Raw genomic sequence first — 26,098 nt, forward strand, 5'->3', positions numbered from 1 at the left:
CTCCTTATCTCTGGAAACACTGGCGTAATATCCGGGCGAATAGGGCGAATGGAATTCGCGGCTACACATACAAAGCCCACTTCTGTGGATTGAAGAAAAGCGAATAGGGCGAATAGAATTCGCGGCTACACAGACAAAACCCACATCCGTGGGTTGAAAAAACAGTTTTTAAAAACTTTACTACTAATATCCAATTTTTTGGATAATTGAACTACATAATACTATTCTGTTTTTAAAATTTAACATGAAAGATAGTGCATCTGACCCAACTGCTGACATCACTAGAGAATATCTGGAACGAGAAAACAAGGAAAAACAGGTACTAGCTTTACTCTTGGAGAAGTTTTTAGGGAGAAAAGATCAGATTCTCGTTCAAAAAACCGAGATGGGTGGTACAGAGGCTTATGTTAGCTCTGTTACACTGGAATGGTTTGCAGGTCGGGTTCACTTTGCCTCTGGCTTACCTCTGTTTCAAAAAAAGTATAATCCAGAGACTGATAATGTCGAGATTGACGCGGATAGTATTGATGAAATTCAGCAGCGTCCCCTTGATTGGTCACGTCAAGCACCGCTAGTCCAGTATTTAGCGGCTCGACACAACCATAAGTTTCCGCCGGTGTTGGTGGTGATTAATCAACCGTGGGTGGATAATCCTAAAGCTGCTGAGTGGGATAGTGAAGGACGCGCCACCAAGTCTACGACTGATTTTATACCCCTAGATAAAGACGGTAAGGTAGGTGTGCTAAATATTTCTGAGGATGATGTAACCATTTATGCGCTAGATGGACAACACCGATTAATGGGGGTTCAGGGGTTGATGGAGTTAATTAAAACTCGTAAACTCCAGCGCTATAAAAAAGATAAAGGTGTTGATGACAGTTTTATTACAGTTAATGATTTGATAGAAAAGTACCAAGTAGACCTTGCTTATTTACAAAATTTACCCAAGGAAAAAATTGGTATTGAGTTCATCTGTGCGGTAGCGGCTGGGGAAACTCGCACCCAAGCGAGGCGGAGGGTGAGATCGATTTTTGTTCATGTCAACCTGATGGCTGCACCCTTGACTAAAGGGCAACTAACACAGTTGAATGAAGATGATGGTTTTGCGATCGTTGCTAGAAAAATTGCAGTTACACATCCACTATTAGAACAACGACAAGAGCGCAATCCCCGCGTCAATTGGAATAGTGCAACAGTGGCTTCCAATTCTACAGTTTTAACGACTTTGCAAGCTCTGCAAGATATGTCTGAGCGATATTTGGGTCAAAAGTTCCCTCACTGGAAACCCTTGGAGAAAGGTCTAATTCCCATGCGTCCAGAGGATGAAGAACTTGAGCAGGGAATTAAGGAATTCAGCAAGCTATTTGATTCTTTAGCTAGTCTTTCTAGTTATAAAATTTTAGAACACGAGGATACACCAGCTTTACGACGCTTCAGCTTTGAAAAGGATGGAGGTGAAGGAAATATGCTTTTCCGTCCGGTTGCTCAGGTTGCATTAGCGCAAGCTTTGGGAATTTTGGTTTTTAAAAAAGGTTTTTCCCTAGCAGATATTTTTAAGAAACTGCGGAAGTTTGACCAGCAAGGTGGTTTTAGTGGTATGGAATATCCCCAATCTCTCTGGTATGGGGTTTTGTATGACCCAAATAAAAAGCGGGTGCAGGTTGCTGGACGAGATTTGGCGGCGAAGTTATTAGTTTACATCCTCGGTGGAATTCAGGAACAGATGGAACGTGCTGAACTTCGTAAGGCTTTAGCGGATGCTAGGACTGTGGAAGATAAAACTATAGGTTTTGATGGCAAGTTTGTTGAACTCAAGGAGGTAGGACTACCACATATTTTGAACTAGCATAATTAGATAGATATTTTGCACTGTGGTTTTTACCGATGCTATAGTCCATAAGGGTTGCATATCATGTTTGCTAACATCTACTAATTTATATTAGGTATTTATATGGCTCAACCAATTGAGGATAGTAATAATAGCATTTCTCCTCAGATGAAAGCTCAGTTTAGCTCCTTTATTGAGCCATTTTTCTCACAATATCATCGCGATCGCTGCTATCCAGGGCTAATTTTTCAGCAGGGAAAGCGGACAATGCTGCAAATTAATGTACCTGCAAGTGACTTTTCTGGTCTTCTCCAAGCTAAACCATCCACTGGGAATGATCCTGATTCTGGTAAAAATCGCCCAGTGGTTAAAGGTCATGCTGATGAAATTAAAAAATATATTGTTGACCGTTCTCGAAAAGAAAAACCTTGGATTGTAGGAAGTTTGACTGCTAATGTAGCCCCAAAAGACATAACAATTCTTGAATTGGGGAGGGGCATTTGTCTGGTTGTAATTCCTCGTAGAGTCAAGTTAGATATAACCGATGGACAACATCGTGAACGTGCAATTCACGAATTAATAGAAAGTGGTGAAAGCAACTTAATCAGCGATGATGATTTTGGGATCACTCTAGTTTTAGAGGGTGACTTTCAACAGTGTCAGGCAGATTTCAGAGATATGGCTCAAACCAAACAACTAGATAAATCATTATTATTATCATTTGGTGAGTTCTCTGGCCGAGTTGGTATTACTAAAGAATTAATAAAACGAGTACCAATGTTTCTGGATAAGACAGAAAAGATTAAAGCAAGTCCTGCAACTAAAGATAGGCTGATTTACACAACTAATTTTATAGCTAGGTTTGTAAGTTGCGCTTTTACTAACGATCCAAGCAATCAGCTTCGAGATTATGATGTTTATCAAGCATCTGATGCTTTGGTTGTTTGTCTTAATCGATTTTTCTCAGAATGCAGTAACACTGAGTATATTGCTGATACAACTGTTGAAGAACTAACAATAGATGAAGTAGCTGCATTTAAAGAAGATTGTATTCTAGGTGTAAGTGTGGGGCTGGAAGTTTTAGGGCGTTTATTGCACTATATATACCATCCAGAAAACAATTATTTTAATGAAGAAAAAATTTCACAATTAGCACAGCTAGATTGGTCAAGAGAAAACCAACTTTGGAAGGATAATGTAGTTAGAATAGATACCCAACCTAAAAATCCAGACAAGCCTTATAAAATATCTGCTACTGTTAGTGCAGTAACAAATGCAGTCAAAACAGTAAAAATTACACTGGGGTGGATGTAACGTTTTTGATTTTAAGCATTACTTCAAGACTAAGAGAGGAATTTTGTTAGGTCAAATTCCTCATCTTTTTGCTCTGTATTCGTTTTTTCATAACTAAGAAATAAGAAAAGTCGCTCTGAATAGTCTACTGCCCCACGCAGTTCATTTTGTATAATTTCTAAACCACCATTAGCATACTCTTCAAAAATGTGAATACGTTGCTCATCAGCTACATTATCATCATCTAGAATCTTAATGTTCTCTGTTTCGGTGATAGCTAACAAATTAATTAACAGAGTGAAGCTGCTAGTAAAATAATCTTGTCGCAGTGGGGATAAATCTTTAGAAATTACGTCTAAAGGAATGCGCTTTTTATATTTAACGCCCAATGCTGCTGCAAATACCATAACTTCTACATAAGTCTGAAAAGGCCCAGTTGTGTCTTTTGATGCTACTAGAGATTTCACAAACTCAGCCTTATCTTTAGCAACCCTGATTCTATTTGCAGCCATTATATTAATATCTACATTGTTGCTATATTACCCGAAAGCCAAAAGCGATGCCTACGCACTTTACAAGGTATTATTTTATAATAGTATGTAGGCGATCGCTAAACAAACAAATTATCCACTAACATAGTCCATCCTGGCACTGCGGGTTCAGCCTCCGCCACCTCACCACGGCGATATACTTGCAGTTGTTCAGGGTTACTAGCGCGATATACTCTGATAACTTCCTCTTTGAGTACATCCACATCCCAAACTACCAAAGTACCCGCTGCAAAAGAATCACGGCGTTTGCTAGCCATATCTTTCTCTGCTGTCTCACCATAATCATTTTCACTTCTCACCTCAGCAGCAAACACAGGCGCACCATTAAGGAACTTCCCACCTGTAGGTTTGCCAGTATAAAAAGTGAAATGGCCCGTTTTCAGATACACCTACTTTTGCATCCGCCATAAAAGCGCGACACGAACCCCCTCGTAAGTGGCTTTTTAACGCCGAAGCCAAATTGAGAGCAATAGTAGTATAGGGAATAGTACCCCCAGTCATCGCGAAAACTTCACCATTGATATATTCGTATTTAATATCTTGGTGTTCTTCCCATTCCAAGTATTCCTGGGGAGTCATATACTTTCCGGGACTCGCAACCATAACTTCATCCTTTAAACATTACGTTCAACTGCGATAATTTCAGTATATTCATACTCATTCGGACTTTGTTTCACCAAAGGATATCTTTCCCCAGCCAACTCAATATAATCTTGTTCGCAATCCGGCTTAGATGAATAATACGTAAGCACATATTCTCTACCGATTCTGTCTGCCATTTCTACTTCTACTTCACCCCGCCACTGAGTCTTAGTAACTAAAACTATCAACTGATTCGCTAATTGGGGAATTGTTTTAGCAATATGTCGCCGCGAACTTTCATCCAAACTACCGAAGGGTGAATCCATGACAATTGGAAAAGTGCTACTATCGGGAATCATCATCATTTTTCGCTTCTCACTCCATTCCCGTACTTTGTCAATGATGCTGGCAATAAAAGATAAACTGAGAATCTGATTTTCCCCAGTGGATGCTGCAACTGGTGCTTCTACACCTGTGGTATTTTCTACTAATGTCAGTTCATATTTATCGCTAATTCTAGGAATGTATGGAGTTATAGAAATCTCTGTGAATATTTCTTGGACTCGCTTTTCTAGTTGTAGGCGAAATTGTTGCTCTTGACGATTTCGGACTTCTGTTAAGCGTTCGATTGCATCTTGAGTGGCGTTAATTCGTCGCTGTGCTAAAGTTTGCTTGTCTTCATTCAGCTTTTGTTTGGCGATTTGTTTATTTAAACCTTCAATTTCAGTTGTGAGTTGAGCAATTTGCTGCTGATTTGCACCCTGTTCTCGATTCAATTCATCAATTTTACTTTCAATTTCATCTAACCGTTTTTGTAAACTGCTAATTTCTTCATTAGCATCTTTTCGTAACCGTTCTTGAATATTGTCTAAATCGCCTTCAATTTGAGATATACTTTGCCTTAACTGATTAATCCTAGTTTGTTCTCTATCAACTTCTTCCCAAAATCCTATCGCTTGCTTATCAATTTCATCTACTTGTGCGCTCATGCGAATTGCAGTTTCTTCCACCGCTGAGGAACCTGCTCTATTTAACCAAGTAGTCACATGAGTATAAGAATGATTACCCTCGTGTAATTCTGCGCCACAAATACAGCGCTGAGAATTGAGTAAATCATTCACAAATTCCCGCGATATTCCTGATGTTAACTCGCCGCGCTGCTTCAAATCATTGATAATTTCTCGGAACTGTGCTGTAGTTTCTGAGAGTAAAACGGTATAACCCCGCGCGGAAATAACTTTTTTCAGCGCTTCCTTGGTTTTTTTATATTCTTCTTGATTCGCCGCTTTCTGTGATTCTAAATCCTGCCATCTTTCTTGCAATTGCTTAGCAGCACTCAATTCTCGTAAACGGTTACTTGTCTCTTTTTTAAAAGTTTGTTGATATTCTAACTCTTCTTTAATTTCCGTTTGCCGTTTGGTAATGTGTTCACGCTCTCGCTCTATTTTTTCTTGCTGTCGTAACAGTTGTTTAGTTTCAGAATCACCAATAGCTTTTAACTCATTTTCTAGAGTTTTTTTAGCATCTCCCAAATGTCTGATGGAACGGTTGATTACTTCCACACCCAAGAAAATTTTTGTAGCTTCGGCAATTTCAGCTTTTTTGTCAGAACGGACTATTTCTTCAATTCGTTCGCCGTCAAAGAAAAAATATTGATGTAAAGTAGCCGGTAAAATTTGATTGATTATATCGTCTGGTTGCTGATTTGGTATATTCCATTTACCATCATCCCCACTAACCCACATAGTTAATTGAGTTTTGCCTGCATCAAAGTCACTTTCATTTTTGTAACCCCGACAGGCGCGTTTAACTCGATAGCGTTTACCTTCATGTTCCCAGCCAATTTCTACCCAACATTCTACAGCTTGACCTTTTTGATTTTCTGCGATCGCTCGCTTATTTACCAACTGCTCTATCGATGCAAACGCTGCACTAAATTTATCATACAGTACCCACGTAAAGGCATTCAGCAAGCTAGTTTTACCAGATCCATTATTGCCATGAATAATTGTCGTATTCTGAGCATCTCCCCCAGCCAGCATCATCTCTGGTGTCGTACCATAAAAGGAGCGAAAGTTGCATAGCTTGATTGAAGTCAGCTTCATCGCACCTCTTCCTTAATAATGTCCAAAATATTATCATTTATATGGGTGTTAATCTTCTTATCTAGCCTGCCTTTTTCCAGCTTCCATACCCGCTCAATAATTTGCCGTACTTCTGGTGGAGCGCTGGTTATTGGCTCCTGTACATCGTCGATATTCGCCTCTTGTGACATATTAAATTTTGAAATATACTGTTTTCTATATTTTAACTTTCTCTAGTGCTGCCTTCGCCTCTGTAAAGCCACTGTTTGCGTTATCTTTAAAATCCTAATTTTCTTTGAAAAAACACTTTATTGTTTAATCGTTTTCTGTTATTATCAATGTTAATAATCTATATAATAATGGGATGCAAGCAGAAATTTAAAAAGCACTTACATCCCATTATTATCAAACTCATAATTTTATTATTTCATACTTCATGCTTCTTTTTTCAAAACTCGAAAGATTTTACAACAAAATATAACTCTTCTCTGCTTCATCATCAAATATCTAATAAACCATATCGCTTTTGTAAATCAAGTAACTTCATTCTTGCTTCACCAGCATTATCAGCTAGATCAGCAAACTCTACAAAGCGACGCAATTCCTTTTTCAAAAGATTACGCTCAACTTCTATAGTTTCTCTATCTAAATCTGGTGGCAAAACAATCATGTCAAATATTGTCGCGCGTTCTTTAGCGGGATGAGGACGCAAAACTCGCCCCCGTCGCTGAATAAACTGGCGAGGATTACCAGAACTTGATAAAATCACCGCAGTTTGAATTGCCGGAATATCAACACCTTCATCTAAACAACGAATTGCTACCAAACCCTGCAACTCGCCACTTTCAAATTGATGGCGTAATGTTTCCCTTTCTTGTAAAGTTGTTTGAGCCGTATAAGTGCTTACCTTGTACCCTAAATCCACTCCCAAAATTTTAGCAACAGCTTTAACTTGGCGTAGAGATGAACGTTGTCCTGCCTCTTGTGAACCATCACTGCAATAAAAAAGAGTGTGAGTAGTTTCGCGGCGAGTTGCCATTAATTCATGCAAGGCGGTTAATTTATTTTCCGCTGTACCAATTAATCTTGCTCTTTGCATCAACAACGGCTTTAAATCTTCATTGTCTTCAAAGTTTCCTGGTACGCCATTTTCTCGATCCCGATAAAGCAGCGATCGCCCAATTCTTTTAGTTAACTTTAAATAGGCAATGCTTTCTGCTTCAGTTAATTCCACCAACACCGGATAATACAGATAATGTACCAAAGCACCTTGAGTGATCGCATCCCTCAAAGTAAACTCTGGCTGGAGAACTGGGCCAAAATAATCAAATAGAGATTGCGTACCAAAATCATCAAAATATCTCTCCGGTGTGGCAGATAAAGCCAGTCTCAACCCAACGCGACGCGGTAAACTTTCTTCTAACTTGGGTGCGCCTAAATTATGCGCCTCATCCCCAATAATTAAAGTTTTAGCGGGAAAATATTTGAGTTGAGACTGAAAACCATCTCCAATTAATGTGGAGTTCGTAGTAATCACAGTCACAAAGCGTTGAGAACCAGAACGCAGATTATAAATTTGCGTGGAAAGTTGACTTTGCCAAGCGCGTAAATTCTCAAAAGCTAAAATGGGTTGCAAATTAAATTTTTCGCATTCTCGCGCCCATTGGGTGACGAGATGGCGGTAGGGACATACCACCAACAACACTTGTAAATTAATCTGCTGATATAATTCACAAGCGATCGCTAGTGCAGTAATCGTTTTACCACTACCAGTAGCCATTTTCAGCGTCCCTCTGCCATTGTTGGTAAACCAGCTAGCGATCGCTTCTCGCTGATATTGCCGCAATTGCAGAGATGGAGGCATTTTTGGGCATCCTGGTAATGGTTGCGAAGTGTGATAACTGCCCTTACTTTCCCTTGCAAATGGTAATTTTAATCGAAATGCGCCACGGGGAGTATCCCCGTGGTCACTTTCGCGGAAAGTGGGCAGTTGCTGCACTGGATTTTGCGTCAGGTACATATGTTAAGCACAAACGTGGTGATGAACCCAAGTAATAAGTTAGGAGTTAGGAGTTAGGAGTTAGGAGTTGGGAGTTGGGAGTTGGGAGTTAGTAATTTAAAACTCATAACTCATCACTTTCTTATTACTCAGTTGTAACCGCGCCAAACACCAATGAGAGAACCTTGCACCTGCACTTGTATAGCGCGGACTTCAATGGGATTGTACTTAGGATTTGCTGGTTTGAGGGTAACGTGATCGCCTTGGCGATAAAAACGTTTTAAAGTGGTACCGAATCCATCAACTCTGGCGGCGACGATGGTACCATTTTTCAAATGATTTGGTTCTGCTACTGGACGCAGGAATACTACATCGCCATCAGCGATTAAATCTTCAATCATGCTATCGCCAGCTACGCGCAAAGCGTAGGTTTGGGGAGGTAACTCAAAATTAGAAAAGTCTAAATGATCTACAGCATCAGTAAATGGTTCTATTAAACCACCAGCAGCGATCGTCCCTAAAATTGGTACACCTTGCTTTACAGGACGCAAAATCCGAATCGTTCGCGCTTGGCCTTCAGTCCATTCTATATATCCCTTAGTACGTAAATGTTCCAAGCGACTTTGAATTGGTGCTGGTGACTTCAAGTTCATCCCTTGCATCATTTGCCGAATTGAAGGCGAATGCTGGTGCGATCGGATGTATTCTGCCAACCATTCGTAAAGTTCTTGTTGAGCTTCCGTTAGACGTTCCATAAATTTGCGCGAAGTAATTATAAATGTCTCTAGAACATTAGTACTACAAAAAACTCCTCATAACAAGAGAAAAGTAAAAATATGAAAGGCAAAAGAAACAATATTCTCTTTTCTTTTACCCATTTATTTGGGATTTTTTACCAAGATAGTAGTCAGGAGCCAATCGCACACTAGCTATTCTGACTCCTAACTCCTGTACAGACGCGATTAATCGCGTCTCTTTTCATTCTGCCCCTAAGATACTGGCAAGTAAAGCTTTTTGGGCGTGAAGGCGATTTTCTGCCTGTTCCCAAACTCGTGATTGGGAACCTTCAATAACTGCTTCGGTAATTTCTTCACCACGATGGGCTGGTAAGCAGTGTAAAACAATTGCCTCTGGATCAGCAAGGCTCAATAGCTGCTCCGAAATTTGGTAAGGCTGGAAAATTGGCAGACGATCGCCTGCTTCTGCTTCTTGCCCCATACTCGCCCAAACATCAGTATAAAGTACAGCAGCTCCCTTAGCGGCTAATTCTGGATCATGAGTGAGGAGGACTTCAGTTTTGTGATTAGCGATCGCTCTTGCTTGTTCTACAATCCTAGAATCTGGCTCATATCCGCTAGGGGTAGCAATTTTAACATTCATCCCCACCAAAGCACAGCCCAACATCAGAGAATTAGCCACATTATTTCCATCACCCACGTAGGTTAAAGTTAACCCGGCAAGGGTGCCAAAGCCTTCTTGAATCGTCAATAAATCCGCTAATACTTGACAAGGATGTTCTGCATCGGTAAGCGCATTAATTACCGGAATCTTGGCATAGTGAGCAAAAGTTTCCAATTCCTGCTGTGCAAAAGTGCGAATTGCCAAAATATCCAAATATCGATCTAACACCCGCGCCGTATCCTGCAAAGGTTCCCCGCGACTAACTTGAGTGACATTGGGGTTGAGATCGATTACCTGTCCACCCAGTTGGTACATCGCCACAGTAAAACTTACCCGCGTGCGAGTTGAGGCTTTGGAGAACAACAACCCCAAAACTTTATTACACTGCAACTTCAGCTGTTGTGATTTAAGTTGAGTTGCCAATTGCAGGAGTTCTTGAAGTTCCGTTGGACTGATGTCCGCCAGACTTAATAAATCTCGTCCGATCAACACTGCCATGCTTCCGATGTGTAAAGAACAATTATATATTTCTGTTGCTTTACCAGCCGGATCAAAAAAATACAGTTTTAAAACTGTACCAGATATTTTTGCGTCCAGCCCAGAATTTGAGTTAGCTTTTGCTATGAATATTAATTTACCAACTTTATCAGTGATTCTGATCACTGATTTTTTTCTGTTTGATCACAATTGCTACGCAGCTTAAACCATCTAGGGGGCACAAAAGCAGTGATATTCCCAAAATCTCTGGTCTTTTAGCCTAATTTAGGAAGAAGGAGATATTTTTTAGGAATTACAGCTAGACAAATAAGTTGATTATGGTACAATTAGAAATTGTGGTTGCTATTTGAGAGCGATCGCTAAATCCGCCAGCATAGCACAGTGGTAGTGCATCCGACTTGTAATCGGAAGGTCGCGAGTTCAAATCCCGCTGCTGGCCTTCACAAATGTCGAGTCATTATTTGTCAGCACAAACGATAAATACTGATTTTTTTGTTTGTGCATAAACGAGATTTTTGTCAAGTCTAATTTAGATGCGCTTACCCTGCCTCTAAGAGTAAGAGATTGCGATCGCATCCTTAAACGAAGTTAAAAGAATTTATTTCCGTGTGATTAGACAAAAATTACCAAGGTTAAAATCATAATCTTACTAAGTAAGCCAATAAGTATCCTATTAAAGCTTGACTGCGGCGAGCGATCGCAGCCAGGATATAGGGAAATATTTTTTACCGGAGAATAAGTATTTTGTTGAGTGAGGAATACACCGAAAACGGTAAACTTAATGAAGCAGAAACCATCGCTACACTGATTAATGCAGCACTCCACAAAAAAGGCTTGGTATTAGCTGACACCGATTGTTTCATATTAAGGACTTCTACTAATTCGTAATTAAGAATTACAAATTAGTAGAAGTCCTATTGTTCATCAATTCGCAAGTTGTCGGTAGCGTTCCTGAACTTCCTGAATCGAAAACAAAGTTTCAAACTTCAACCCAGCTGACTGGTACAACTCACCTCCTCCCTGTTGTCGGTCTACCAGTGAAATTACTTTATTCACAGTATAACCTGCATCTTTAAGACGCTCAACCGCTTTCAGAGCAGATTGCCCAGTTGTTACCACATCTTCCAAAACTACTACTTTTGCACCTTCTGGTAAACTGGGGCCTTCTATATAAGCTTTCGTTCCATAACCCTTGGCTTCCTTGCGAATAATCAGCGCTGGTATCGGTCGGTTTTCATAAACAGAAACTACACTTACTGCTGTCACAATTGGGTCAGCCCCCAATGTTAAACCACCCACAGCCTGTGTATCTACGGGTAGCAAAGGAAACAGCAAGCGTCCGACTGCCAAAGCGCCTTGAGGATGGAGTGTTACCTGTGTCTTGTTGACGTAATAAGAACTACGTAGCCCAGAAGAGAGGAGAAAATCACCCTCTTGATAAGCAAGTTGGCAAAATAAATCTAGTAGCTTGTGGCGCAAGGTGGTCAAATCAGCAGTGGTTGCCCAAATATCTGAGTGGGTAAGAGTTTCAGTAGGATACGTCATTACAAAACATTAAAAGTTGTGCTACACCAAAGGTTGAACTCATCAGAGTTCTGAACTTAAGCATAAATTAAGATTCACCCAAAACAAAAATTTAGGAGTCAGAAACGTGCCTATAAAATTAAAAACCTTTGGTGGTTTATTGGTGCTGCTTACTGCTTGTATTGCTTTTCCCTGTGTTGCATCTGCCCAAACGGCAACACCCAATTATCAAACTACCAATGATGTATTTGAAAGAGCTTTTTTTCGTCACGATCGCAATTTCTATGAAAATGGCAGCCTCAAGCGTCAGCTAGACTCATTTCTAGGATCTGGTTCCAGTTTCGGTGGTTCCTTCCCAGAAAATGAAATTGCCCACGATGCTGAGTTGGTTAACACTTTATATCATGATGTCCTGACTCAGCAAGTTGGTAACGATCCTTATATTCGTACTCTTGATTTACCAAATCCTTACGACACGTCGCTGATGATGTCTCCTCGTTTGAATAGCAACAAACTCCAAGTAGGAACTGAATTCCGGTTTGAAACTTTACCACCTCGGTAACAGTGCTGAGTGCTGAGAGGAGAGTTAAAAATTAAAAGTGAGGTTAGCCTAAAGTTTTAAGGATGAGAAAAAGTGAGGAGTTAATTAAGACTCATAACTCATAACTCATGACTCAGCACTCATTAAATCCTGACTGGAGGAGTTGAACCAGGATATCAATGCTCAAGATAATTTAGTATTACTGATCTCCCAATCATCATAGAGTATCTGGTAATACAACACATTACTGCTTTTTACTGATTCAGTGCGCCCTGCTGGAATCGAACCAGCCTGAAGGCGAATTATGAGTTCGCTGCCTCCCCAATCGGCCAAAGGCGCGTGTTTCCTTGGGTTTCGGCTTCCTCTGAGTCAATTACTTCAACTCTTAGGTCAACCTGATTTGCTAATTAGAGTGAGGAAAATTCCTCATACATTGAGTTTAGCCAATTGCGTAATAATAGCACAGATTTACCACCTGTGAATACTCAACAATAGTTTACCAGATTTTTATACTACATAATTAGATCATGAAATAGTGCAAACTAATATTGATTAAGTTCCTTTAAGGATTGACGTCAAAAGCTTCACTATCCTTAAATAGACCAGCATTCTTTTGTGATAGCTTGTCAGCGATGAAGATAAATTCTACTGTACTTCTTACTTTGATTTTGTTAATCCTGATGATGGGAGCAGGTTCTGTGAGCGCGTTTTTGGGGTTTGAACTGGGGAGTTCAGCACTTAAAGGCGTTACCACACCAGATGGGCGTCCCACAACCAAATTTGCCAGCAATAAGACAAATAGCTCCCAACAGGGAGGGCTAGTGCTATTAAAAGAGGAAGAGATCCTGAAAATTGTCAAGGCACGAATTGACGGTAAGACTAAGGCTGCTAAATCGGAAAAGCTAGAGGAAGATGATGAAGAAACCAATAGCAGCAAGCAGAAGCCAGAGGAAAAACCCCCACAAGTAGTTGAAGAAAAACCCCAGCCAGGTTTTCCCGTTACTGCCCAGAGTGAAGGTGTAACTATGGCTGTGCAATCTGTCCGCTACTCTGGTGGTGATTTGCTACTGAAAGTTAAAATGCAGAACAAAGGTAAGGATTCTGTACGCTTCCTGTATAGTTTTTTAGATGTTACCGATGATAAAGGACGAACCCTGAGTGCTAGTACAGAGGGTTTACCAACAGAATTGCCTGCAAATGGACCAGCATTTTCCGGTACAGTGAGCATTCCTACAGCTTTACTTGATGATGTCAAGAAGATATCACTCGCTCTGACTGATTATCCCGCTCAAAAATTGAAGCTAGAAGCATCGAATATTCCTGTAGAAAGGTAGGAGAGACAATTTTAGATTTTAGATTTTAGATTTTAGATTTTAGATTTTAGATTGGGCACATGGTACTAGACAATTTGCCTAATCCCTAATCCCCAAAACCTAATTCAAAATCCGTCTTGAAAAGTTCTAATCGCCGGAAACCGGCGCTCAGACTTTCCGCAAAATCCAAAATCCAAAATCCCAGAATGGAGGGCGTGAGTTTTACACGAGCTTTGGCAGTGAGTGGTTTTCCTAATTTAATTTGGACAGACGTGGCGCTGCGGTTGTTGTCAGTGCTACTACTGATTGCCATAAATGCCTTTTTTGTGACGGCGGAATTTTCGATGGTAAGTGTGCGGCGATCGCGTATTCACCAGCTAGTTAAGGCTGGGGATATTCCAGCGATCGCTGTGGAGATGCTACAACGTAGTATTGACCGACTACTATCTACCACCCAGTTAGGTATTACCCTTTCTAGTTTGGCACTGGGATGGATTGGAGAAAGTACGATTGTCGTGCTAGTGAATGCATGGTTAAAATCCTGGCCTTTACCCAGTGGGATAACTACCTTCCTGGCGCATTCTCTATCAATTCCCATTGCCTTTTTCTTGATTGCCTATTTGCAAATTGTGATCGGAGAACTATGTCCTAAATCCTTAGCCATGCTGTACTCAGAACAGCTAGCTAGGTTTTTAGGACCTTCGGTAAAAGCGATCGTGCGTTTTTTTGGTCCCTTCATCTGGATTCTCAATCAATCAACTCGTTGCTTTTTGCGGATTTTTGGCATCCAATACACAGGTCAAGGCTGGAGGCCACCTGTGACTCCCGAAGAATTGCAACTGATTATCTCTACAGAATGGGGGTCTACTGGTTTACAGCGTGCGGAGCGAGAACTGCTCAATAATGTCTTTGAGTTTGGGGATGTAATGGCCCAAGATGTGATGATCCCCCGCACCAGTATTATCGCGCTGCCAAAAGATGCTACCTTCCAGACATTACTCAGAGAAATGGCTTCTACTGGTTACTCTCGCTATCCTGTGATTGGTGAATCTTTGGACGATGTTCGCGGCATTGTTTATTTTAAAGACTTGGCACAACCTTTGGCTATAGGAAAGCTCAGTTTAGAGACACAGATCCAACCTTGGATGCGTCCCGCCCGGTTTGTTCCAGAACACACGCCCTTGAGTGAACTTTTGCCACTGATGCAGCAAGAGAAACCAGCTATGGTCATGGTAGTGAATGAATTTGGCTCTACTGTGGGAATAGTGACAATCAAAGATGTCATTGCCGAAATCATTGGCGACGCCAGCGAACCTGAAAGCAGCGACGACTTACTGATTCAGATGTTAGATGAGCAGAAATTTTTGGTGCAGGCACAAATCAACCTCGAAGACCTGAACGAGGTTTTGCATCTCAATTTGCCCTTGACAAGAGAATACCAAACACTAGGGGGCTTTTTGCTGTATCAGTTACAAAAAATTCCTGCCAAAGGCGAAACCTTCTGTTATCAAAATCTCGAATTCACCGTGGTATCAATTGTTGGTCCACGCCTGCATCAAATTCAACTGCAACGGTTAGAAGAGTTAGGAGTTGAGAGTTAAGAGTTAGGAATTAAAACTCCTAACTCAAGAAGCATACACCAGTGGATCAACGAGTCCCAATTCGGTAAATGCTGCTAGCCGCAAGCGACAAGAATCACACACGCCGCAGGCGACATCTCCACCGACATAGCAAGACCAAGTTAGCTCCCAAGGAACTCCCAATTGGTTACCCAGTTGGATGATTTCGGTTTTTTTCAAGTTGATTAGGGGTGCAACAATATTAATTGGTTGTCCCTCACGCCCTTGTTTGGTTCCCAGGCGAAAAACTTCCTGCATTGCCTGGATATAGTCGGGGCGACAGTCAGGATATCCTGAGTAATCTAAGGCGTTGACGCCGATATAGACACGTTCTGCTGCGATCGCTTCGGCGTAACCAAGAGCAAAGCTTAAGAATATGGTATTACGAGCCGGAACATAGGTGACAGGAATATTTTGAGACATTTCATCCAGGGAACGTTCCTGGGGTAAATCAATAGCGTCGTCCGTAAGTGCTGAACCGCCCCATTGTCGTAAGTCAAAATTAACCACCTGATGTTTCACGATCCCAGCTTTTTGAGCAACAAAAAAGGCTGACTGTAACTCTCGTCGGTGTCGCTGCTGGTAATCAAAGGAAATGGCATGACATTCACAGCCATCAGCCTTAGCTTTGTACAAAATTGTGGAAGAGTCTAATCCCCCAGATAACAAAATTACAGCTTTCATCTCGGTTGCAAATTTTGGATTTCAAATCGCCAAATTACACCTTAACAAGATGCCAGGAAGCAATGTCAAGGAGAATTTAGACTTCGGTCTGATTGAATTTTTTAAAGTTAATAAAAAGACATATATTTTTTGTCGAAAGTGCAAAATACAAAGTAAACCCGAACTATCTATACAAAAGATATCCGGATTACGGGAACCGATCACAAACTTTGAAATTCTTCATAAACATAGGCTCTATGTTACCATCTGGATGGTTTTAGACGGATCGTAACTGGCTTTCGAGTATAAACGCCAACGGCCGTAGCGTCTCTAAATTTGGTGGTTGAGGAGATAATAATAGTGCAAGATAGCATGTCAGTGGCAGAACCGAATCCATATACACAGCGCAACCAGCCACGACCGATCCGCATAGGCGTGATTGGAGTGGGTAACATGGGACAACACCATGCTCGCGTGCTGAGTTCAATGAAAGATGTTGAACTAGTCGGAGTGGCAGATATTAACGTTGAGCGAGGGTTAGAAACTGCCAGCAACTACAAGGTGCGTTTTTTTGAAGATTACTGTGACCTGCTACCCCTTGTGGAAGCAGTTTGTGTAGCTGTTCCCACCCGTCTGCACTATGCCGTGGGCATCAACTGTCTGTTAGCGGGAATTCATGTTTTGATTGAAAAACCGATCGCAGCCAGTATTTCTGAGGCAGAGTCTTTAGTAAATGCCGCAGCTGAGTCTGGGTGTATCCTGCAAGTAGGTCATATTGAGCGTTTTAACCCAGCTTTTAAAGAACTGAGCCAAGTGCTGAAAACTGAGGCATTGCTGGCGCTAGAAGCCCACAGGATGAGTCCTTACTCAGATCGGGCAAACGATGTTTCGGTTGTGCTGGATTTAATGATCCATGACATCGACCTACTTTTGGAATTAGCTGCTTCCCCAGTAACGAAATTGACTGCTAGCGGTACTCGTGCCCTGGACTCTGGTTATTTAGATTACGTAACTGCCACCTTGGGGTTTGCCAATGGTATTGTTGCTACTCTGACTGCTAGTAAAGTCACCCACCGAAAAATTCGCCGGATTGTCGCGCATTGCAAAAATTCATTTACTGAGGCAGATTTTCTCAAGAATGAAATTTTGATTCACCGACAAACTAGTGCCAATTCTCTCACCGACCACCGACAAGTACTTTATAGGCAAGATGGTGTGATTGAAAAAGTCTACACCAGCAATATTCAACCCTTAAGTGCAGAATTAGAACATTTTGTCAACTGTGTACATGGTGGCAATCAACCCTCAGTAGGTGGTGAACAAGCTCTCAAAGCCTTGAGACTGGCAAGTTTGATTGAGCAGATGGCGCTGGAAGATCGAGTTTGGAATCCATTAGACTGGCAATCGGAACCAAGAGTACAATCGTTGACCCCGACAGCCTAGAACAAGAAGAGGGGCAGAGGAGGATGAGGGGGACAAGGTAAAATTTTCTCCCTTGTCTTTTTTTTTTGCCTCATCTCCACTACAGCCCCAACCTGAGAAAAAAACCCTAAAGTATGTTTTTAAATTTGCTATCAAATCTTTAGATCCTCCCTAGTCCTTTTAAAAAACTGACAAAGGGGGATCTAAAAAATTAGAAAACAAAACCTAGTGGTTCGTTTCATTAATTTTGTGAGGTTCCTAGTGAGCGATTTCTCCCTCAATTTCAAGGGCTAGAGCAGTGCAGCAATTTCAGGAATTGACTCAATGCTTGAATGGATAACTAATACTATCAACTATTTTGGCTATTGGGGAATTGCCCTACTAATGTTTCTAGAGAACCTTTTTCCCCCCATTCCTTCAGAATTGATCATGCCACTGGCTGGATTTACAGCAAGTCCATATCAACCAGAAGGGGCAAAGCTGAATATCATTGGTGTATTTTTTGCAGGACTTTTGGGTTCTGTATTGGGCGCACTTATTTGGTATTATCCGGGTAAGCTTTTTGGCGAAACCCGTTTGAAAGCTTGGGCTGATAAGTATCGTAAATGGCTGGCTATATCCAGTAAAGATATCACCAAAGCCAAAGAGTGGTTTGACCGACAAGGTAAAAAAGCAGTATTAATTGGTCGCCTTGTACCGGGAATCCGCACCTTGATTTCTGTTCCTGCAGGGATCAGCAATATGCCCTTGCTACCATTTCTGTTTTACACAACAGTAGGTAGCGCGGCTTGGGTGGGTTTGCTAACATACTCAGGATACGCCTTGGGTAGTCAGTATGAACTTGTGGATAAGTACCTTGCTCGTGTATCCAAAATCGTACTTGGAGGTTTTGTTTTGGCATTTGTTTTTTGGATATTCAAGCGCCAGTTAAAACGTACTAGAAGATGAAACACGGACGCTTTTGGTTTGAAAGCAGTGAAAGCAGGGGTTACATCTGGCCAAAATTCGCCTACACTATGCCAAATAATACTAGATGTGCGTTGGCAGAGCTTATCGGAGGTATCGCCGGAATTAATTTTTGGCATATTTCTAGCTACACTTGACGCAACCTAGAATTTCTGGTTGCTCGCATTTTTGTAAGATGAGCATGACAACTTTTTACAGTTAAGTTTGAACTAGGAGCTTTCATGACAGACCAACCTTCCGCCGCTAACCCGATGAATAGTGCTGCTATACCCATGAATAGGCAGCCGTTAGCATCGACGACTCCCATAAATGCTGTTAATAATAATCCTCCCCCTAATGCCAAGCTAGGTGCTGGTCCTGGGAAAACTATTCTCAGTGTTGATTTAGGCAGAACTTCCACAAAAACTTGTGTGAGTCGTGAACCAAACAATGTGGTGTTCGTACCTGCCAACGTGAAGCAGATGTCAATAGAACAGGTACGCGGCGGTGTTTTTGAAGCCAGGGCTACTGACCCCTTAATGGATTTGTGGCTGGAGTATCAAGGAAATGGATATGCTGTTGGTCAACTGGCAGCAGATTTTGGGGCGAATTTAGGAGTCGGACAATCTAAGGTAGAAGCTGCACTGGTAAAAGTGTTAGCAAGTGCTGGCTACTTCAAACTCAGAGACGATATCTCAGTTGTACTAGGTCTGCCTTTTCTTTCCTTAGAGCAATTTGAAAAGGAAAAAGCACAGTTGATTAGCCAAGTAGGTGGTCCTCATGTGTTGAATTTCCGAGGCGAATCTGTGTCGCTGAACGTCAGTAAGGTATGGGTAATGCCAGAGGGTTATGGCAGTCTGTTGTGGTCTGAAGCTCAACCGAAAAAAAGCCCTGGCAGTCCCGATTTTACAAAAATATCGGTAGCGATCGTCGATATTGGACATCAAACCGTCGATCTTTTGATGGTAGATAACTTCCGTTTTGCCAGAGGTGCTTCTAAGAGCGAAGACTTCGGGATGAATAAGTTTTATGAATTGGTGTCCGCCGAAATCGAGGGAGCAGATAGTCAATCTCTAGCGCTGATTTCCACTGTTAACAAACCCAGAGGTGAACGCTATTACCGTCCTAAAGGTGCTAGCAAGCCCACCAACCTAGACGATTTTCTTCCCAACCTCACAGAGATGTTTTCACGCGAAATCTGTAGCCGTGTGCTAGCCTGGTTGCCAGAACGCGTCACCGATGTGATTCTCACTGGCGGGGGTGGTGAGTTCTTCTGGGACGACGTTCAACGTCTGCTCAAGGAAGCAAAGATTAATGCTCATTTAGCAGCACCTTCACGACAAGCGAATGCTTTGGGGCAGTATATTTATGGAGAGGCCCAATTATCCTCCAATCGCGCTGCTAGGGCATAAAGCTGATGTTCCAATGGTCAAAAAAGGTAGTTAAATCCGTCACGTTCAACCCAGAGCTTGCTGATGAAAGCTTGTTAGCACAAGTAGAAAGTTTTTTGGAAAAACAACCAGACAAGACTTTCAGTGACCTCTGTAAAGAAGCCTTATGGCAATCTTTATGTGTACCGGAATCTGTACAACCTGCTCCACAAACAGCAGTAGCAACACCGATTGAACAACAAATTGGTGAACTGCAACGTCAAGTGGCTGGACTTGAGGAACGTTTTTTTGCCAAGGGATCTAATCGTTTGGAGGCGATGGAACATCATCTACTGCAACTTTCTCAACAAGTTGCACAATTGGCGCTCATAGTCAATGATCGATCGTTCATTCCGTCTCCAACTCAATTAGAAGTAGTAAATAATATTTCTCATACTGTTGCTACCCCTCCTCAAGAGGTTGACCCCGTAATCAGTCGCCTTAGTCAGTTTCTCGATGATTTTTAAGGAACAATCAGCTTTGTGAGCAGTTTTTGCTCCTCTCAACAATCCTTAATAGTGTTAACTATTAAGGATTATTAATGTTTATATATAGAAATAGTAGAATTATTTAGATTTGTGTATCTATAAATATGAGCGTGACAAACGAAGTTTGGACGTGGTGAAGTTTTTGGAGGTATATAAGACTTTGGGTATTACTACTTGTGAATTATTGGGAAAACTAGAACCAGTAACTGAAACAGCAGATTTTACCCAATAGTAACTGTGAGTACAAAAAAAATATCAGATTTCGATAGCAAAGAAATAATTTTTTATGCTGAAAGAATAGCTACAAATATGACTGAGATGTCATGGAATGATTCCGTCAAAACAGTTTTGTCCGTTTGTTGTGATTCGCCTACTCTATTTCCAGAAATAAAAAGCTGGAGTTCAAATGAAGATTACATTACCAAGTGGTTAAAAAAGTATTTTGGCGGTTATAATAACCGACCCTCAAAGCGAATTAGTAAGAAGATAGGCACTGTTTCCGACGAAATTATTGACACGATTCTTTCAGATCGTCTACCGACTCTCAGCACTGACGGCATTAATCACATAAAGGATGCTCATCGTCTTTCCATGTCGGCAGAAAACATATTAGGTCTTCTTTTAGAAGAATATCTTGCTGAAAAGTTGTCGTCTTATGGTTGGCATTGCGCTTGGGGTGCGACTATGAATAAAATAGATTTTTGCACCGAGAAAGGTGATTTGTTACAAATTAAATCCGGCAGTGGCACTGAAAACAGTTCAAGTAGCACTGTACGAAAGGATACTACAATTAAGAAATGGCATAGATTCAATGCTAAGAATGGAACACACTATTGGTCAAAACTGAATAAATTAATAAGATGCTCGGATCTTTCTGAAGAAGACTATGCTATTTTTGTTAGAAAAATTATAGCTAACAATCCCCCAGCATTCTATGTAGAAGATAGTAATTATTGGCAACAAATTCATTAGTAAAAGTCTTAAAATAATCAACAGGCTAGGAATTTAGTGATTAAATAGTGAAAGCTGTTCAAAGACTGATATCCCTTTAGGTTTCTGCTGTCTAATTAAACTATGTAAATAGTCACCAATAGCTTGAGCTAAGAGTACAGGTACAGCATTACCTATCTGTCGGTACTTAGAGGATGTCGAACCATAGAAAATCCATGAGTCTGGAAAGGTTTGAATCCTGGCACACTCTCGAACACTTAGAGGACGCAGTTCCTCTGGATGACACATATCTGTAGCCTTTTGGTAAGGACTTGTAGTAACAGTAGGAGATGGCTTATCCCAACATAACCTTCTGTAAAACCCTACTTTCCCGCCTCCAGATTTGTATGCCCCTCCCATTGCTTCTTTTATCAAGTCGTTAGGTAAATTTCTCCAGTTCTGACCACTTTTTAAAAGCTTTAAATATTGAAGACGGTTTGTTGAGTAGGAAGTATACTCTGGTTGCGGATCTTCTAAATTTATCAGGGCATCTTTAAGAGTGCGCCATTGAGGTAATAAAGAGCCATTTTTACTATGAGTAGGTAAAGGCAATGTAGCTGATTCACCATCTCTTGAACCGATAAAGATTACTCGCGCTCTGTTTTGCGGAACACCGTAATCTGCTGCTTCTATTACTTTATAAATAACTTGATAACCAAAGCGCTTAATTTCTTCTATAACAATCTCAAGAGCGCTTCCTTGCATTTCATCTAGTTCCAGAGGAAGAAAACCCATTCCTCGTTCCAGATGAGGTCTATGACGAATGGGAGCTGAGAGTAAACCTTTAACATTCTCCATGACAAAAAAGCGTGGTTGCACTTGTTCAACAATCCGGATGAAGTCCATAAACAAGCTGCCACGCGGGTCCATAACTGAACCACGTTTTCCTGCTGTGCTGAAGGGTTGACAAGGGGGACCGCCAGTTACTAAATCTATTTCTCCAATACGTAGGGGTCTACCAAGGTTAATAACATATCCCCCTTCTTCCAAAAGATTTTGAGCAGTGATATTCTGTATATCTCTTGCCACAGCACTATTTAGGTGAGGTCGGTTGAAAGCTATAGTCTTTGCAGCATCAGGATCTTGCTCAACAACACTTACTACCTGAAAACCTGCCTTTTCTATCCCAATATCTAGTCCACCTGCTCCTGTAAATAAACTGATTGATATTGCCCGATTGTTTATCACTGCTTTTATCCTTACAGCCTTGATCAAATTTACGATTGGAACCCTCAAGTCTGCTTAATGCTAACGATAGATATCTACAATTTTAATAGTGTAAGCCTTTTGAAACAGTATCAGGACTTACGCACTGTACAAATTAACCATAATATGAGTTTTGGTTTTTGGTTATTCCAGGCGCTTTGTATAACCCCGGTTTATTCCCATATTTGCGTAGACGTAGCCCGTCGTGTAGACATCGCTGGGTGCTAAACACAGGTGAAATACCAAAATTGCGTGTAGTACTTATGTACGACATGTAAGTTTTATATGTTACAAAGGCGCTATTCTCTTTTAAATGTGGTAGGCGTAGACGGGCTTATCGTTAGACATTGCATCTGTACAATATAGCGGTTATGAGTCTACTTCAGTACAATAGGAGAGAGCAATTCTACTGATAACTGGTGGCGATGAAAGCCTACTCTCTCGACTTGCGTCAGAAAATTGTTGATGCTTATGCCTGCGGTGACATTTCCCAACGAAAACTGGCGAAAAATTTTGGCGTCACCTTAAGTTTTGTCCAAAATTTACTCAAACGCGATCGTGAATTGGGCACGATCAGCCCCAAGGTGCGGACTAAGCAGACGCCAACAAAATTGAATGCCGAACAGCTAGAAATCCTGCGCCAACTCGTCACAGCACAGCCCGATGCGAGGTTAAGCGAATTGCGCGAACGACTTTATGAGAAAACAGAGGTGTTAATTGGGGTGGCCACGGGGAATCGGATGGTTCGCTGGAAACTCAACCTAAACCTCAAAAAAAAAGTCTCCACCCCACGAAAAAAGGCACTTATCAAGTCGAATTAGCCCGATTTGAGTACTGGAAACTCTTGAGGGGCATACCCGTGGAAAATCTGATTTTTTTAGATGAATCGGGGGTTAATCTGTCCTTCATTCGCAAATGTGCCCGTGCCTTATCAGGAGAACGGGTTTATGCTCCAAAGCCAAATCGCAAAGGGAGAAATGTCTCGGTGATTGGTGCCATTAGCTTGAAAGGATTGCTCACCCAGTGGAGTGGTTTAGGTTCCATCGATGCCTTGACCTTTGATGCCTTCATCGCTCAAAAGCTTGTACCCCAACTTTGGCCTGGTGCAGTGGTGATCATGGATAACTGCTCGATCCATAAAAGTGATGAACTTGAAGCTTTGCTCATCGCTGCTGGCGCTCACCTCATTTATCTCCCCCCCTACTCTCCCGATTTTTCACCGATTGAGAATTGTTGGTCCAAGATTAAGAACATTCTCCGTCGCATCGGTGCAAGGACATACCCTGATTTACTCCAGGCATTAGATGCGGCATTCGCACAAGTGACAATAGAGAATTTGCTGGGTTGGTTTACTCACTGCTGCTACTGTACTTCACAAGACTGATAAACGCTATACATAAATTTACTTACTTTTGTATTAAATATTATTAGTGCATATTATTACTAGATTCTTTTTTTACTTTATACACTGTATAAATGCTAAAATCCTCAAGTAGACAGTTAGGATACCTAGATGCCAGTTGTAGCTAACTCAATCAAGTTTGGTACAGACGGCTGGCGGGGCGTTATTGGTGACGAGTTCACCTTTGAACGCCTAGCCCTGGTCGCGCCAGTCGCCGCAAAAGTATTATATGATACATATTTTTCTAGGGTGGATAGCCGGACAATAATTGTCGGTTACGATCGCCGATTCATGGCCGAAGATTTTGCTCGTGCTGTTGCCGATACTGTCACCGCTGTCGGCTTTGATGTCCTACTGAGCGAAACCTTTGCCCCAACCCCAGCTTATAGTTGGGCAGCAAAACAACTCAATGCTTTAGGAGCGTTGGTAATTACAGCCAGCCATAATCCTGGTGCATATTTGGGCTTAAAAGTCAAGGGTTATTTTGGGGGATCGGTGCCGCCAGAAGTCACAAAAGAGATAGAAGCGCAGTTGTCGGTGGGAGTCCCACTAGCAGCTACCCCAGGTAAGCAAGAGAAATTCGATCCCTGGCCCAGTTATACAGAAGCACTAGAAGGTAAAGTTGATATCGCCAAACTTCGAGAAGCGATCGCATCTGGTAAATTGACGTTATTTGCGGATGTTATGCATGGCGCTGCTGCTGGCGGATTGGCGAAACTACTAGGCAATCAGGTTAAAGAAATTAACAGCGAACGCGATCCCCTATTTGGTGGTGGTGCGCCGGAACCCTTGCCTAAATACCTTTCACGGCTATTTGAAGTCATCCAAACTCACCGAGAAACCGATAAATCAGGTTTAACCGTGGGGTTGGTATTTGATGGAGACTGCGATCGCATTGCAGCGGTGGATGGAGAAGCTAACTTCTTAAGTTCCCAAGTATTAATCCCGATATTAATCGACCATTTAACCTTAAGGCGCGGCTTTACTGGTGAAATAGTCAAAACTGTTAGTGGTTCTGACTTGATGCCCCTTGTAGCAGCACTACATAACCTGTCAGTATTTGAGACAGCAGTTGGTTATAAATACATCGCTGACAGAATGTTAGCAGCAAAAGTGTTGCTGGGCGGCGAAGAGTCAGGAGGAATCGGCTATGGCAGCCATATTCCCGAACGCGATGCATTGCTGTCAGCATTATACGTACTAGAAGCGATCGTAGAATCTGGTTTGGATTTAGGTGAATATTATCGCCACTTGCAGAAACAAACAGGGTTTAGTTCAGCATACGATCGCATTGATTTACCCTTAGCAAGTATGGATGTGCGATCGCGTCTTTTGCAACAACTACAAACCCAACCTTTAACAGAAATTGCCGGGTTAGCAGTGATTGATTGCCAAACAATTGACGGCTACAAATATCGCCTAGCTGATAAAAGCTGGTTAATGATTCGGTTTAGCGGTACTGAGCCAGTTTTACGCCTTTACTGCGAAGCCCCGACAATTGAGCAAGTGCATCAAACTCTTGCTTGGGCGAAACAGTGGGCGGAGTAAAAATAGTGAGGAGTTGAGAGTTAGGAGTTATTAATTCCTAGCTCCTAACTGATCACTCCTAACTAATAATTCGTAATTCATGACATTACTTGTAGTCGCCACCGGAAATCCCGGTAAGTTGCGAGAAATGCAAGCTTACTTGGAAAATTCTGGTTGGGAATTAACCCTAAAACCTGAAGAATTGGAAATTGAAGAGACAGGCGAAACCTTTGCCGCCAACGCTTGTCTGAAAGCCTCACAAATTGCTAAAGCCACAGGAAACTGGGCAATTGCTGATGATTCGGGCTTGCAAGTAGATGCCCTAAATGGCGCACCAGGAGTGTATTCTGCACGTTATGCCAAAACCGACTTAGAACGCATTGCTAGGGTATTGAGGGAATTAGGCAACGAGGTAAATCGGCAAGCTCAGTTTGTTTGTGCAATAGCGATCGCTCGTCCTGATGGTGCGATCGTATTACAATCTGAAGGTATTTGTCGTGGCGAAATTCTCCATACACCGCGTGGTGATGATGGTTTTGGCTACGATCCAATTTTTTATGTGCAAGAGTTGCAATTGACCTTTGCTGAGATGACACGGGAATTGAAAGGGTCAATTAGCCATCGAGGCAAGGCTTTTGCTGCTTTACTCCCCCAACTAGACATATTGTTTAGTCCTGAGTCCTGAGTTAAGATAAAAAACTGATTTAAGAAATGAAAAGCTATCTGAGAATTAGTAGTTTTGGCGTTATTGAATAGTCAGACTAAATATAGCAATCAGGGAAAATATAACAA

General features: G+C 41.6%; 24 protein-coding genes, 2 tRNA genes and 1 pseudogene. 15 read left to right on the forward strand and 12 right to left on the reverse strand.

What is annotated here, in order from left to right; genetic code table 11:
• Positions 1 to 244 precede the first annotated feature (244 nt).
• On the forward strand, positions 245 to 1,846 hold the full coding sequence (locus V7K49_RS28580; RefSeq protein WP_335208633.1) for a DGQHR domain-containing protein: 1,602 nt from the start codon (positions 245 to 247) through the stop codon (positions 1,844 to 1,846).
• Between the two features lie 105 nt (positions 1,847 to 1,951).
• Entirely contained in the window at positions 1,952 to 3,142 is a 1,191-nt protein-coding gene (locus V7K49_RS28585) for a DNA sulfur modification protein DndB (protein WP_335208634.1), read from the forward strand.
• 29 nt (positions 3,143 to 3,171) lie between these two features.
• On the opposite strand, the gene V7K49_RS28590 is transcribed toward V7K49_RS28585, so the two are convergent.
• From V7K49_RS28590 to argF, 8 genes and pseudogenes are all read right to left on the reverse strand, one after another.
• Positions 3,172 to 3,633 (reverse strand): DNA phosphorothioation-associated protein 4, encoded by a 462-nt coding sequence (locus V7K49_RS28590; protein ID WP_334971661.1) that lies wholly within the window; start codon positions 3,631 to 3,633, stop codon positions 3,172 to 3,174.
• Between the two features lie 98 nt (positions 3,634 to 3,731).
• Positions 3,732 to 3,986: a hypothetical protein gene (locus V7K49_RS28595; RefSeq protein WP_335208636.1), complete on the reverse strand. Its 255-nt coding sequence runs from the start codon at positions 3,984 to 3,986 to the stop codon at positions 3,732 to 3,734.
• Between the two features lie 46 nt (positions 3,987 to 4,032).
• Positions 4,033 to 4,275, reverse strand: a pseudogene (locus V7K49_RS28600) (Uma2 family endonuclease); the annotation flags it as partial.
• Between the two features lie 11 nt (positions 4,276 to 4,286).
• On the reverse strand, positions 4,287 to 6,359 hold the full coding sequence (locus V7K49_RS28605; RefSeq protein WP_335208638.1) for an AAA family ATPase: 2,073 nt from the start codon (positions 6,357 to 6,359) through the stop codon (positions 4,287 to 4,289).
• Positions 6,356 to 6,529 (reverse strand): hypothetical protein, encoded by a 174-nt coding sequence (locus V7K49_RS28610; RefSeq protein ID WP_194198769.1) that lies wholly within the window; start codon positions 6,527 to 6,529, stop codon positions 6,356 to 6,358. The genes V7K49_RS28605 and V7K49_RS28610 overlap by 4 nt, the downstream gene beginning before the upstream one ends.
• 308 nt (positions 6,530 to 6,837) lie before the next feature.
• On the reverse strand, positions 6,838 to 8,358 hold the full coding sequence (locus V7K49_RS28615) for a DNA phosphorothioation system restriction enzyme (protein WP_334873858.1): 1,521 nt from the start codon (positions 8,356 to 8,358) through the stop codon (positions 6,838 to 6,840).
• 128 nt (positions 8,359 to 8,486) lie between these two features.
• Entirely contained in the window at positions 8,487 to 9,092 is a 606-nt protein-coding gene (lexA, locus tag V7K49_RS28620; RefSeq protein ID WP_335208640.1) for a transcriptional repressor LexA, read from the reverse strand.
• A gap of 223 nt (positions 9,093 to 9,315) precedes the next feature.
• The gene (gene argF, locus V7K49_RS28625; RefSeq protein ID WP_334873866.1) at positions 9,316 to 10,236 is read right to left on the reverse strand and encodes an ornithine carbamoyltransferase; all 921 of its coding nucleotides are present in this window, start codon (positions 10,234 to 10,236) and stop codon (positions 9,316 to 9,318) included.
• Between the two features lie 367 nt (positions 10,237 to 10,603).
• On the opposite strand from argF, the gene V7K49_RS28630 reads away from it, so the two are divergent.
• Positions 10,604 to 10,675, forward strand: a tRNA-Thr gene (locus V7K49_RS28630).
• 485 nt (positions 10,676 to 11,160) lie between these two features.
• Here V7K49_RS28630 and pyrE read toward each other — a convergent pair.
• The gene (pyrE, locus tag V7K49_RS28635; protein WP_335208641.1) at positions 11,161 to 11,781 is read right to left on the reverse strand and encodes an orotate phosphoribosyltransferase; all 621 of its coding nucleotides are present in this window, start codon (positions 11,779 to 11,781) and stop codon (positions 11,161 to 11,163) included.
• A gap of 106 nt (positions 11,782 to 11,887) precedes the next feature.
• On the opposite strand from pyrE, the gene V7K49_RS28640 reads away from it, so the two are divergent.
• The gene (locus tag V7K49_RS28640) at positions 11,888 to 12,322 is read left to right on the forward strand and encodes a hypothetical protein (RefSeq protein ID WP_335208643.1); all 435 of its coding nucleotides are present in this window, start codon (positions 11,888 to 11,890) and stop codon (positions 12,320 to 12,322) included.
• A gap of 245 nt (positions 12,323 to 12,567) precedes the next feature.
• Here V7K49_RS28640 and V7K49_RS28645 read toward each other — a convergent pair.
• Positions 12,568 to 12,640 (reverse strand) — tRNA-Ile (locus tag V7K49_RS28645).
• Between the two features lie 293 nt (positions 12,641 to 12,933).
• Here V7K49_RS28645 and V7K49_RS28650 point away from each other — a divergent pair.
• Both V7K49_RS28650 and V7K49_RS28655 read left to right on the forward strand, forming a co-directional pair.
• Positions 12,934 to 13,635, forward strand: coding sequence for a hypothetical protein (locus tag V7K49_RS28650; protein ID WP_334873849.1), 702 nt, complete (start codon positions 12,934 to 12,936; stop codon positions 13,633 to 13,635).
• Between the two features lie 185 nt (positions 13,636 to 13,820).
• Positions 13,821 to 15,215 carry a hemolysin family protein gene (locus V7K49_RS28655; RefSeq protein ID WP_335208645.1) on the forward strand — a complete coding sequence of 465 codons (1,395 nt, stop codon included), beginning with the start codon at positions 13,821 to 13,823 and terminating at the stop codon, positions 15,213 to 15,215.
• A 24-nt stretch (positions 15,216 to 15,239) separates the two neighbouring features.
• Here the strand turns inward: V7K49_RS28655 and queC are convergent, their stop codons facing one another.
• On the reverse strand, positions 15,240 to 15,917 hold the full coding sequence (queC, locus tag V7K49_RS28660) for a 7-cyano-7-deazaguanine synthase QueC (protein ID WP_334873847.1): 678 nt from the start codon (positions 15,915 to 15,917) through the stop codon (positions 15,240 to 15,242).
• A gap of 339 nt (positions 15,918 to 16,256) precedes the next feature.
• Here queC and V7K49_RS28665 point away from each other — a divergent pair, with 339 nt between their 5' ends.
• The 5 genes from V7K49_RS28665 (at position 16,257) to V7K49_RS28685 (ending at position 21,153) form a co-directional block, all read left to right on the forward strand.
• Positions 16,257 to 17,339 (forward strand): Gfo/Idh/MocA family oxidoreductase, encoded by a 1,083-nt coding sequence (locus tag V7K49_RS28665; RefSeq protein WP_334722757.1) that lies wholly within the window; start codon positions 16,257 to 16,259, stop codon positions 17,337 to 17,339.
• A gap of 303 nt (positions 17,340 to 17,642) precedes the next feature.
• Positions 17,643 to 18,266: a DedA family protein gene (locus tag V7K49_RS28670; RefSeq protein WP_335208647.1), complete on the forward strand. Its 624-nt coding sequence runs from the start codon at positions 17,643 to 17,645 to the stop codon at positions 18,264 to 18,266.
• 239 nt (positions 18,267 to 18,505) lie between these two features.
• Positions 18,506 to 19,675 carry a ParM/StbA family protein gene (locus V7K49_RS28675; protein ID WP_335208648.1) on the forward strand — a complete coding sequence of 390 codons (1,170 nt, stop codon included), beginning with the start codon at positions 18,506 to 18,508 and terminating at the stop codon, positions 19,673 to 19,675.
• A gap of 5 nt (positions 19,676 to 19,680) precedes the next feature.
• Positions 19,681 to 20,160 carry a plasmid segregation centromere-binding protein ParR gene (locus tag V7K49_RS28680; protein WP_335208650.1) on the forward strand — a complete coding sequence of 160 codons (480 nt, stop codon included), beginning with the start codon at positions 19,681 to 19,683 and terminating at the stop codon, positions 20,158 to 20,160.
• A 258-nt stretch (positions 20,161 to 20,418) separates the two neighbouring features.
• On the forward strand, positions 20,419 to 21,153 hold the full coding sequence (locus V7K49_RS28685) for a SinI family restriction endonuclease (protein WP_335208651.1): 735 nt from the start codon (positions 20,419 to 20,421) through the stop codon (positions 21,151 to 21,153).
• 33 nt (positions 21,154 to 21,186) lie between these two features.
• Here the strand turns inward: V7K49_RS28685 and V7K49_RS28690 are convergent, their stop codons facing one another.
• A complete protein-coding gene (locus V7K49_RS28690) occupies positions 21,187 to 22,359 on the reverse strand; it encodes a DNA cytosine methyltransferase (RefSeq protein WP_335208653.1) in 1,173 nt (390 codons plus the stop codon).
• 443 nt (positions 22,360 to 22,802) lie between these two features.
• Here V7K49_RS28690 and V7K49_RS28695 point away from each other — a divergent pair, with 443 nt between their 5' ends.
• The 4 genes from V7K49_RS28695 (at position 22,803) to rdgB (ending at position 25,991) form a co-directional block, all read left to right on the forward strand.
• On the forward strand, positions 22,803 to 23,198 hold the full coding sequence (locus V7K49_RS28695) for a transposase (RefSeq protein WP_335208655.1): 396 nt from the start codon (positions 22,803 to 22,805) through the stop codon (positions 23,196 to 23,198).
• A 38-nt stretch (positions 23,199 to 23,236) separates the two neighbouring features.
• Positions 23,237 to 23,761: an IS630 family transposase gene (locus V7K49_RS28700; protein ID WP_335208657.1), complete on the forward strand. Its 525-nt coding sequence runs from the start codon at positions 23,237 to 23,239 to the stop codon at positions 23,759 to 23,761.
• A gap of 129 nt (positions 23,762 to 23,890) precedes the next feature.
• Positions 23,891 to 25,327 carry a phosphoglucomutase/phosphomannomutase family protein gene (locus V7K49_RS28705; protein ID WP_335208659.1) on the forward strand — a complete coding sequence of 479 codons (1,437 nt, stop codon included), beginning with the start codon at positions 23,891 to 23,893 and terminating at the stop codon, positions 25,325 to 25,327.
• 79 nt (positions 25,328 to 25,406) lie between these two features.
• Complete coding sequence (gene rdgB / locus V7K49_RS28710; protein WP_334873483.1) at positions 25,407 to 25,991, forward strand: RdgB/HAM1 family non-canonical purine NTP pyrophosphatase; 585 nt, start codon at positions 25,407 to 25,409, stop codon at positions 25,989 to 25,991.
• Positions 25,992 to 26,098 lie beyond the last annotated feature (107 nt).

The sequence above is a fragment of the Nostoc sp. genome, assembly GCF_036919675.1.
In the GTDB taxonomy this organism is placed as follows: domain Bacteria; phylum Cyanobacteriota; class Cyanobacteriia; order Cyanobacteriales; family Nostocaceae; genus Nostoc.

Excerpts from the sequence above, each read along its gene's own strand:
- pyrE (WP_335208641.1), bottom strand. The coding sequence starts at position 11,781 with ATGACGTATCCTACTGAAACTCTTACCCACTCAGATATTTGGGCAACC.
- V7K49_RS28675 (WP_335208648.1), top strand. The coding sequence starts at position 18,506 with ATGACAGACCAACCTTCCGCCGCTAACCCGATGAATAGTGCTGCTATA.
- argF (WP_334873866.1), bottom strand. The coding sequence starts at position 10,236 with ATGGCAGTGTTGATCGGACGAGATTTATTAAGTCTGGCGGACATCAGT.
- V7K49_RS28605 (WP_335208638.1), bottom strand. The coding sequence starts at position 6,359 with ATGAAGCTGACTTCAATCAAGCTATGCAACTTTCGCTCCTTTTATGGT.
- V7K49_RS28585 (WP_335208634.1), top strand. The coding sequence starts at position 1,952 with ATGGCTCAACCAATTGAGGATAGTAATAATAGCATTTCTCCTCAGATG.
- V7K49_RS28615 (WP_334873858.1), bottom strand. The coding sequence starts at position 8,358 with ATGTACCTGACGCAAAATCCAGTGCAGCAACTGCCCACTTTCCGCGAA.
- V7K49_RS28670 (WP_335208647.1), top strand. The coding sequence starts at position 17,643 with ATGCTTGAATGGATAACTAATACTATCAACTATTTTGGCTATTGGGGA.
- V7K49_RS28610 (WP_194198769.1), bottom strand. The coding sequence starts at position 6,529 with ATGTCACAAGAGGCGAATATCGACGATGTACAGGAGCCAATAACCAGC.
- V7K49_RS28705 (WP_335208659.1), top strand. The coding sequence starts at position 23,891 with ATGCCAGTTGTAGCTAACTCAATCAAGTTTGGTACAGACGGCTGGCGG.
- V7K49_RS28680 (WP_335208650.1), top strand. The coding sequence starts at position 19,681 with ATGTTCCAATGGTCAAAAAAGGTAGTTAAATCCGTCACGTTCAACCCA.
- V7K49_RS28695 (WP_335208655.1), top strand. The coding sequence starts at position 22,803 with ATGAAAGCCTACTCTCTCGACTTGCGTCAGAAAATTGTTGATGCTTAT.
- V7K49_RS28650 (WP_334873849.1), top strand. The coding sequence starts at position 12,934 with ATGAAGATAAATTCTACTGTACTTCTTACTTTGATTTTGTTAATCCTG.
- V7K49_RS28580 (WP_335208633.1), top strand. The coding sequence starts at position 245 with ATGAAAGATAGTGCATCTGACCCAACTGCTGACATCACTAGAGAATAT.
- V7K49_RS28655 (WP_335208645.1), top strand. The coding sequence starts at position 13,821 with ATGGAGGGCGTGAGTTTTACACGAGCTTTGGCAGTGAGTGGTTTTCCT.
- rdgB (WP_334873483.1), top strand. The coding sequence starts at position 25,407 with ATGACATTACTTGTAGTCGCCACCGGAAATCCCGGTAAGTTGCGAGAA.
- V7K49_RS28590 (WP_334971661.1), bottom strand. The coding sequence starts at position 3,633 with ATGGCTGCAAATAGAATCAGGGTTGCTAAAGATAAGGCTGAGTTTGTG.
- lexA (WP_335208640.1), bottom strand. The coding sequence starts at position 9,092 with ATGGAACGTCTAACGGAAGCTCAACAAGAACTTTACGAATGGTTGGCA.
- queC (WP_334873847.1), bottom strand. The coding sequence starts at position 15,917 with ATGAAAGCTGTAATTTTGTTATCTGGGGGATTAGACTCTTCCACAATT.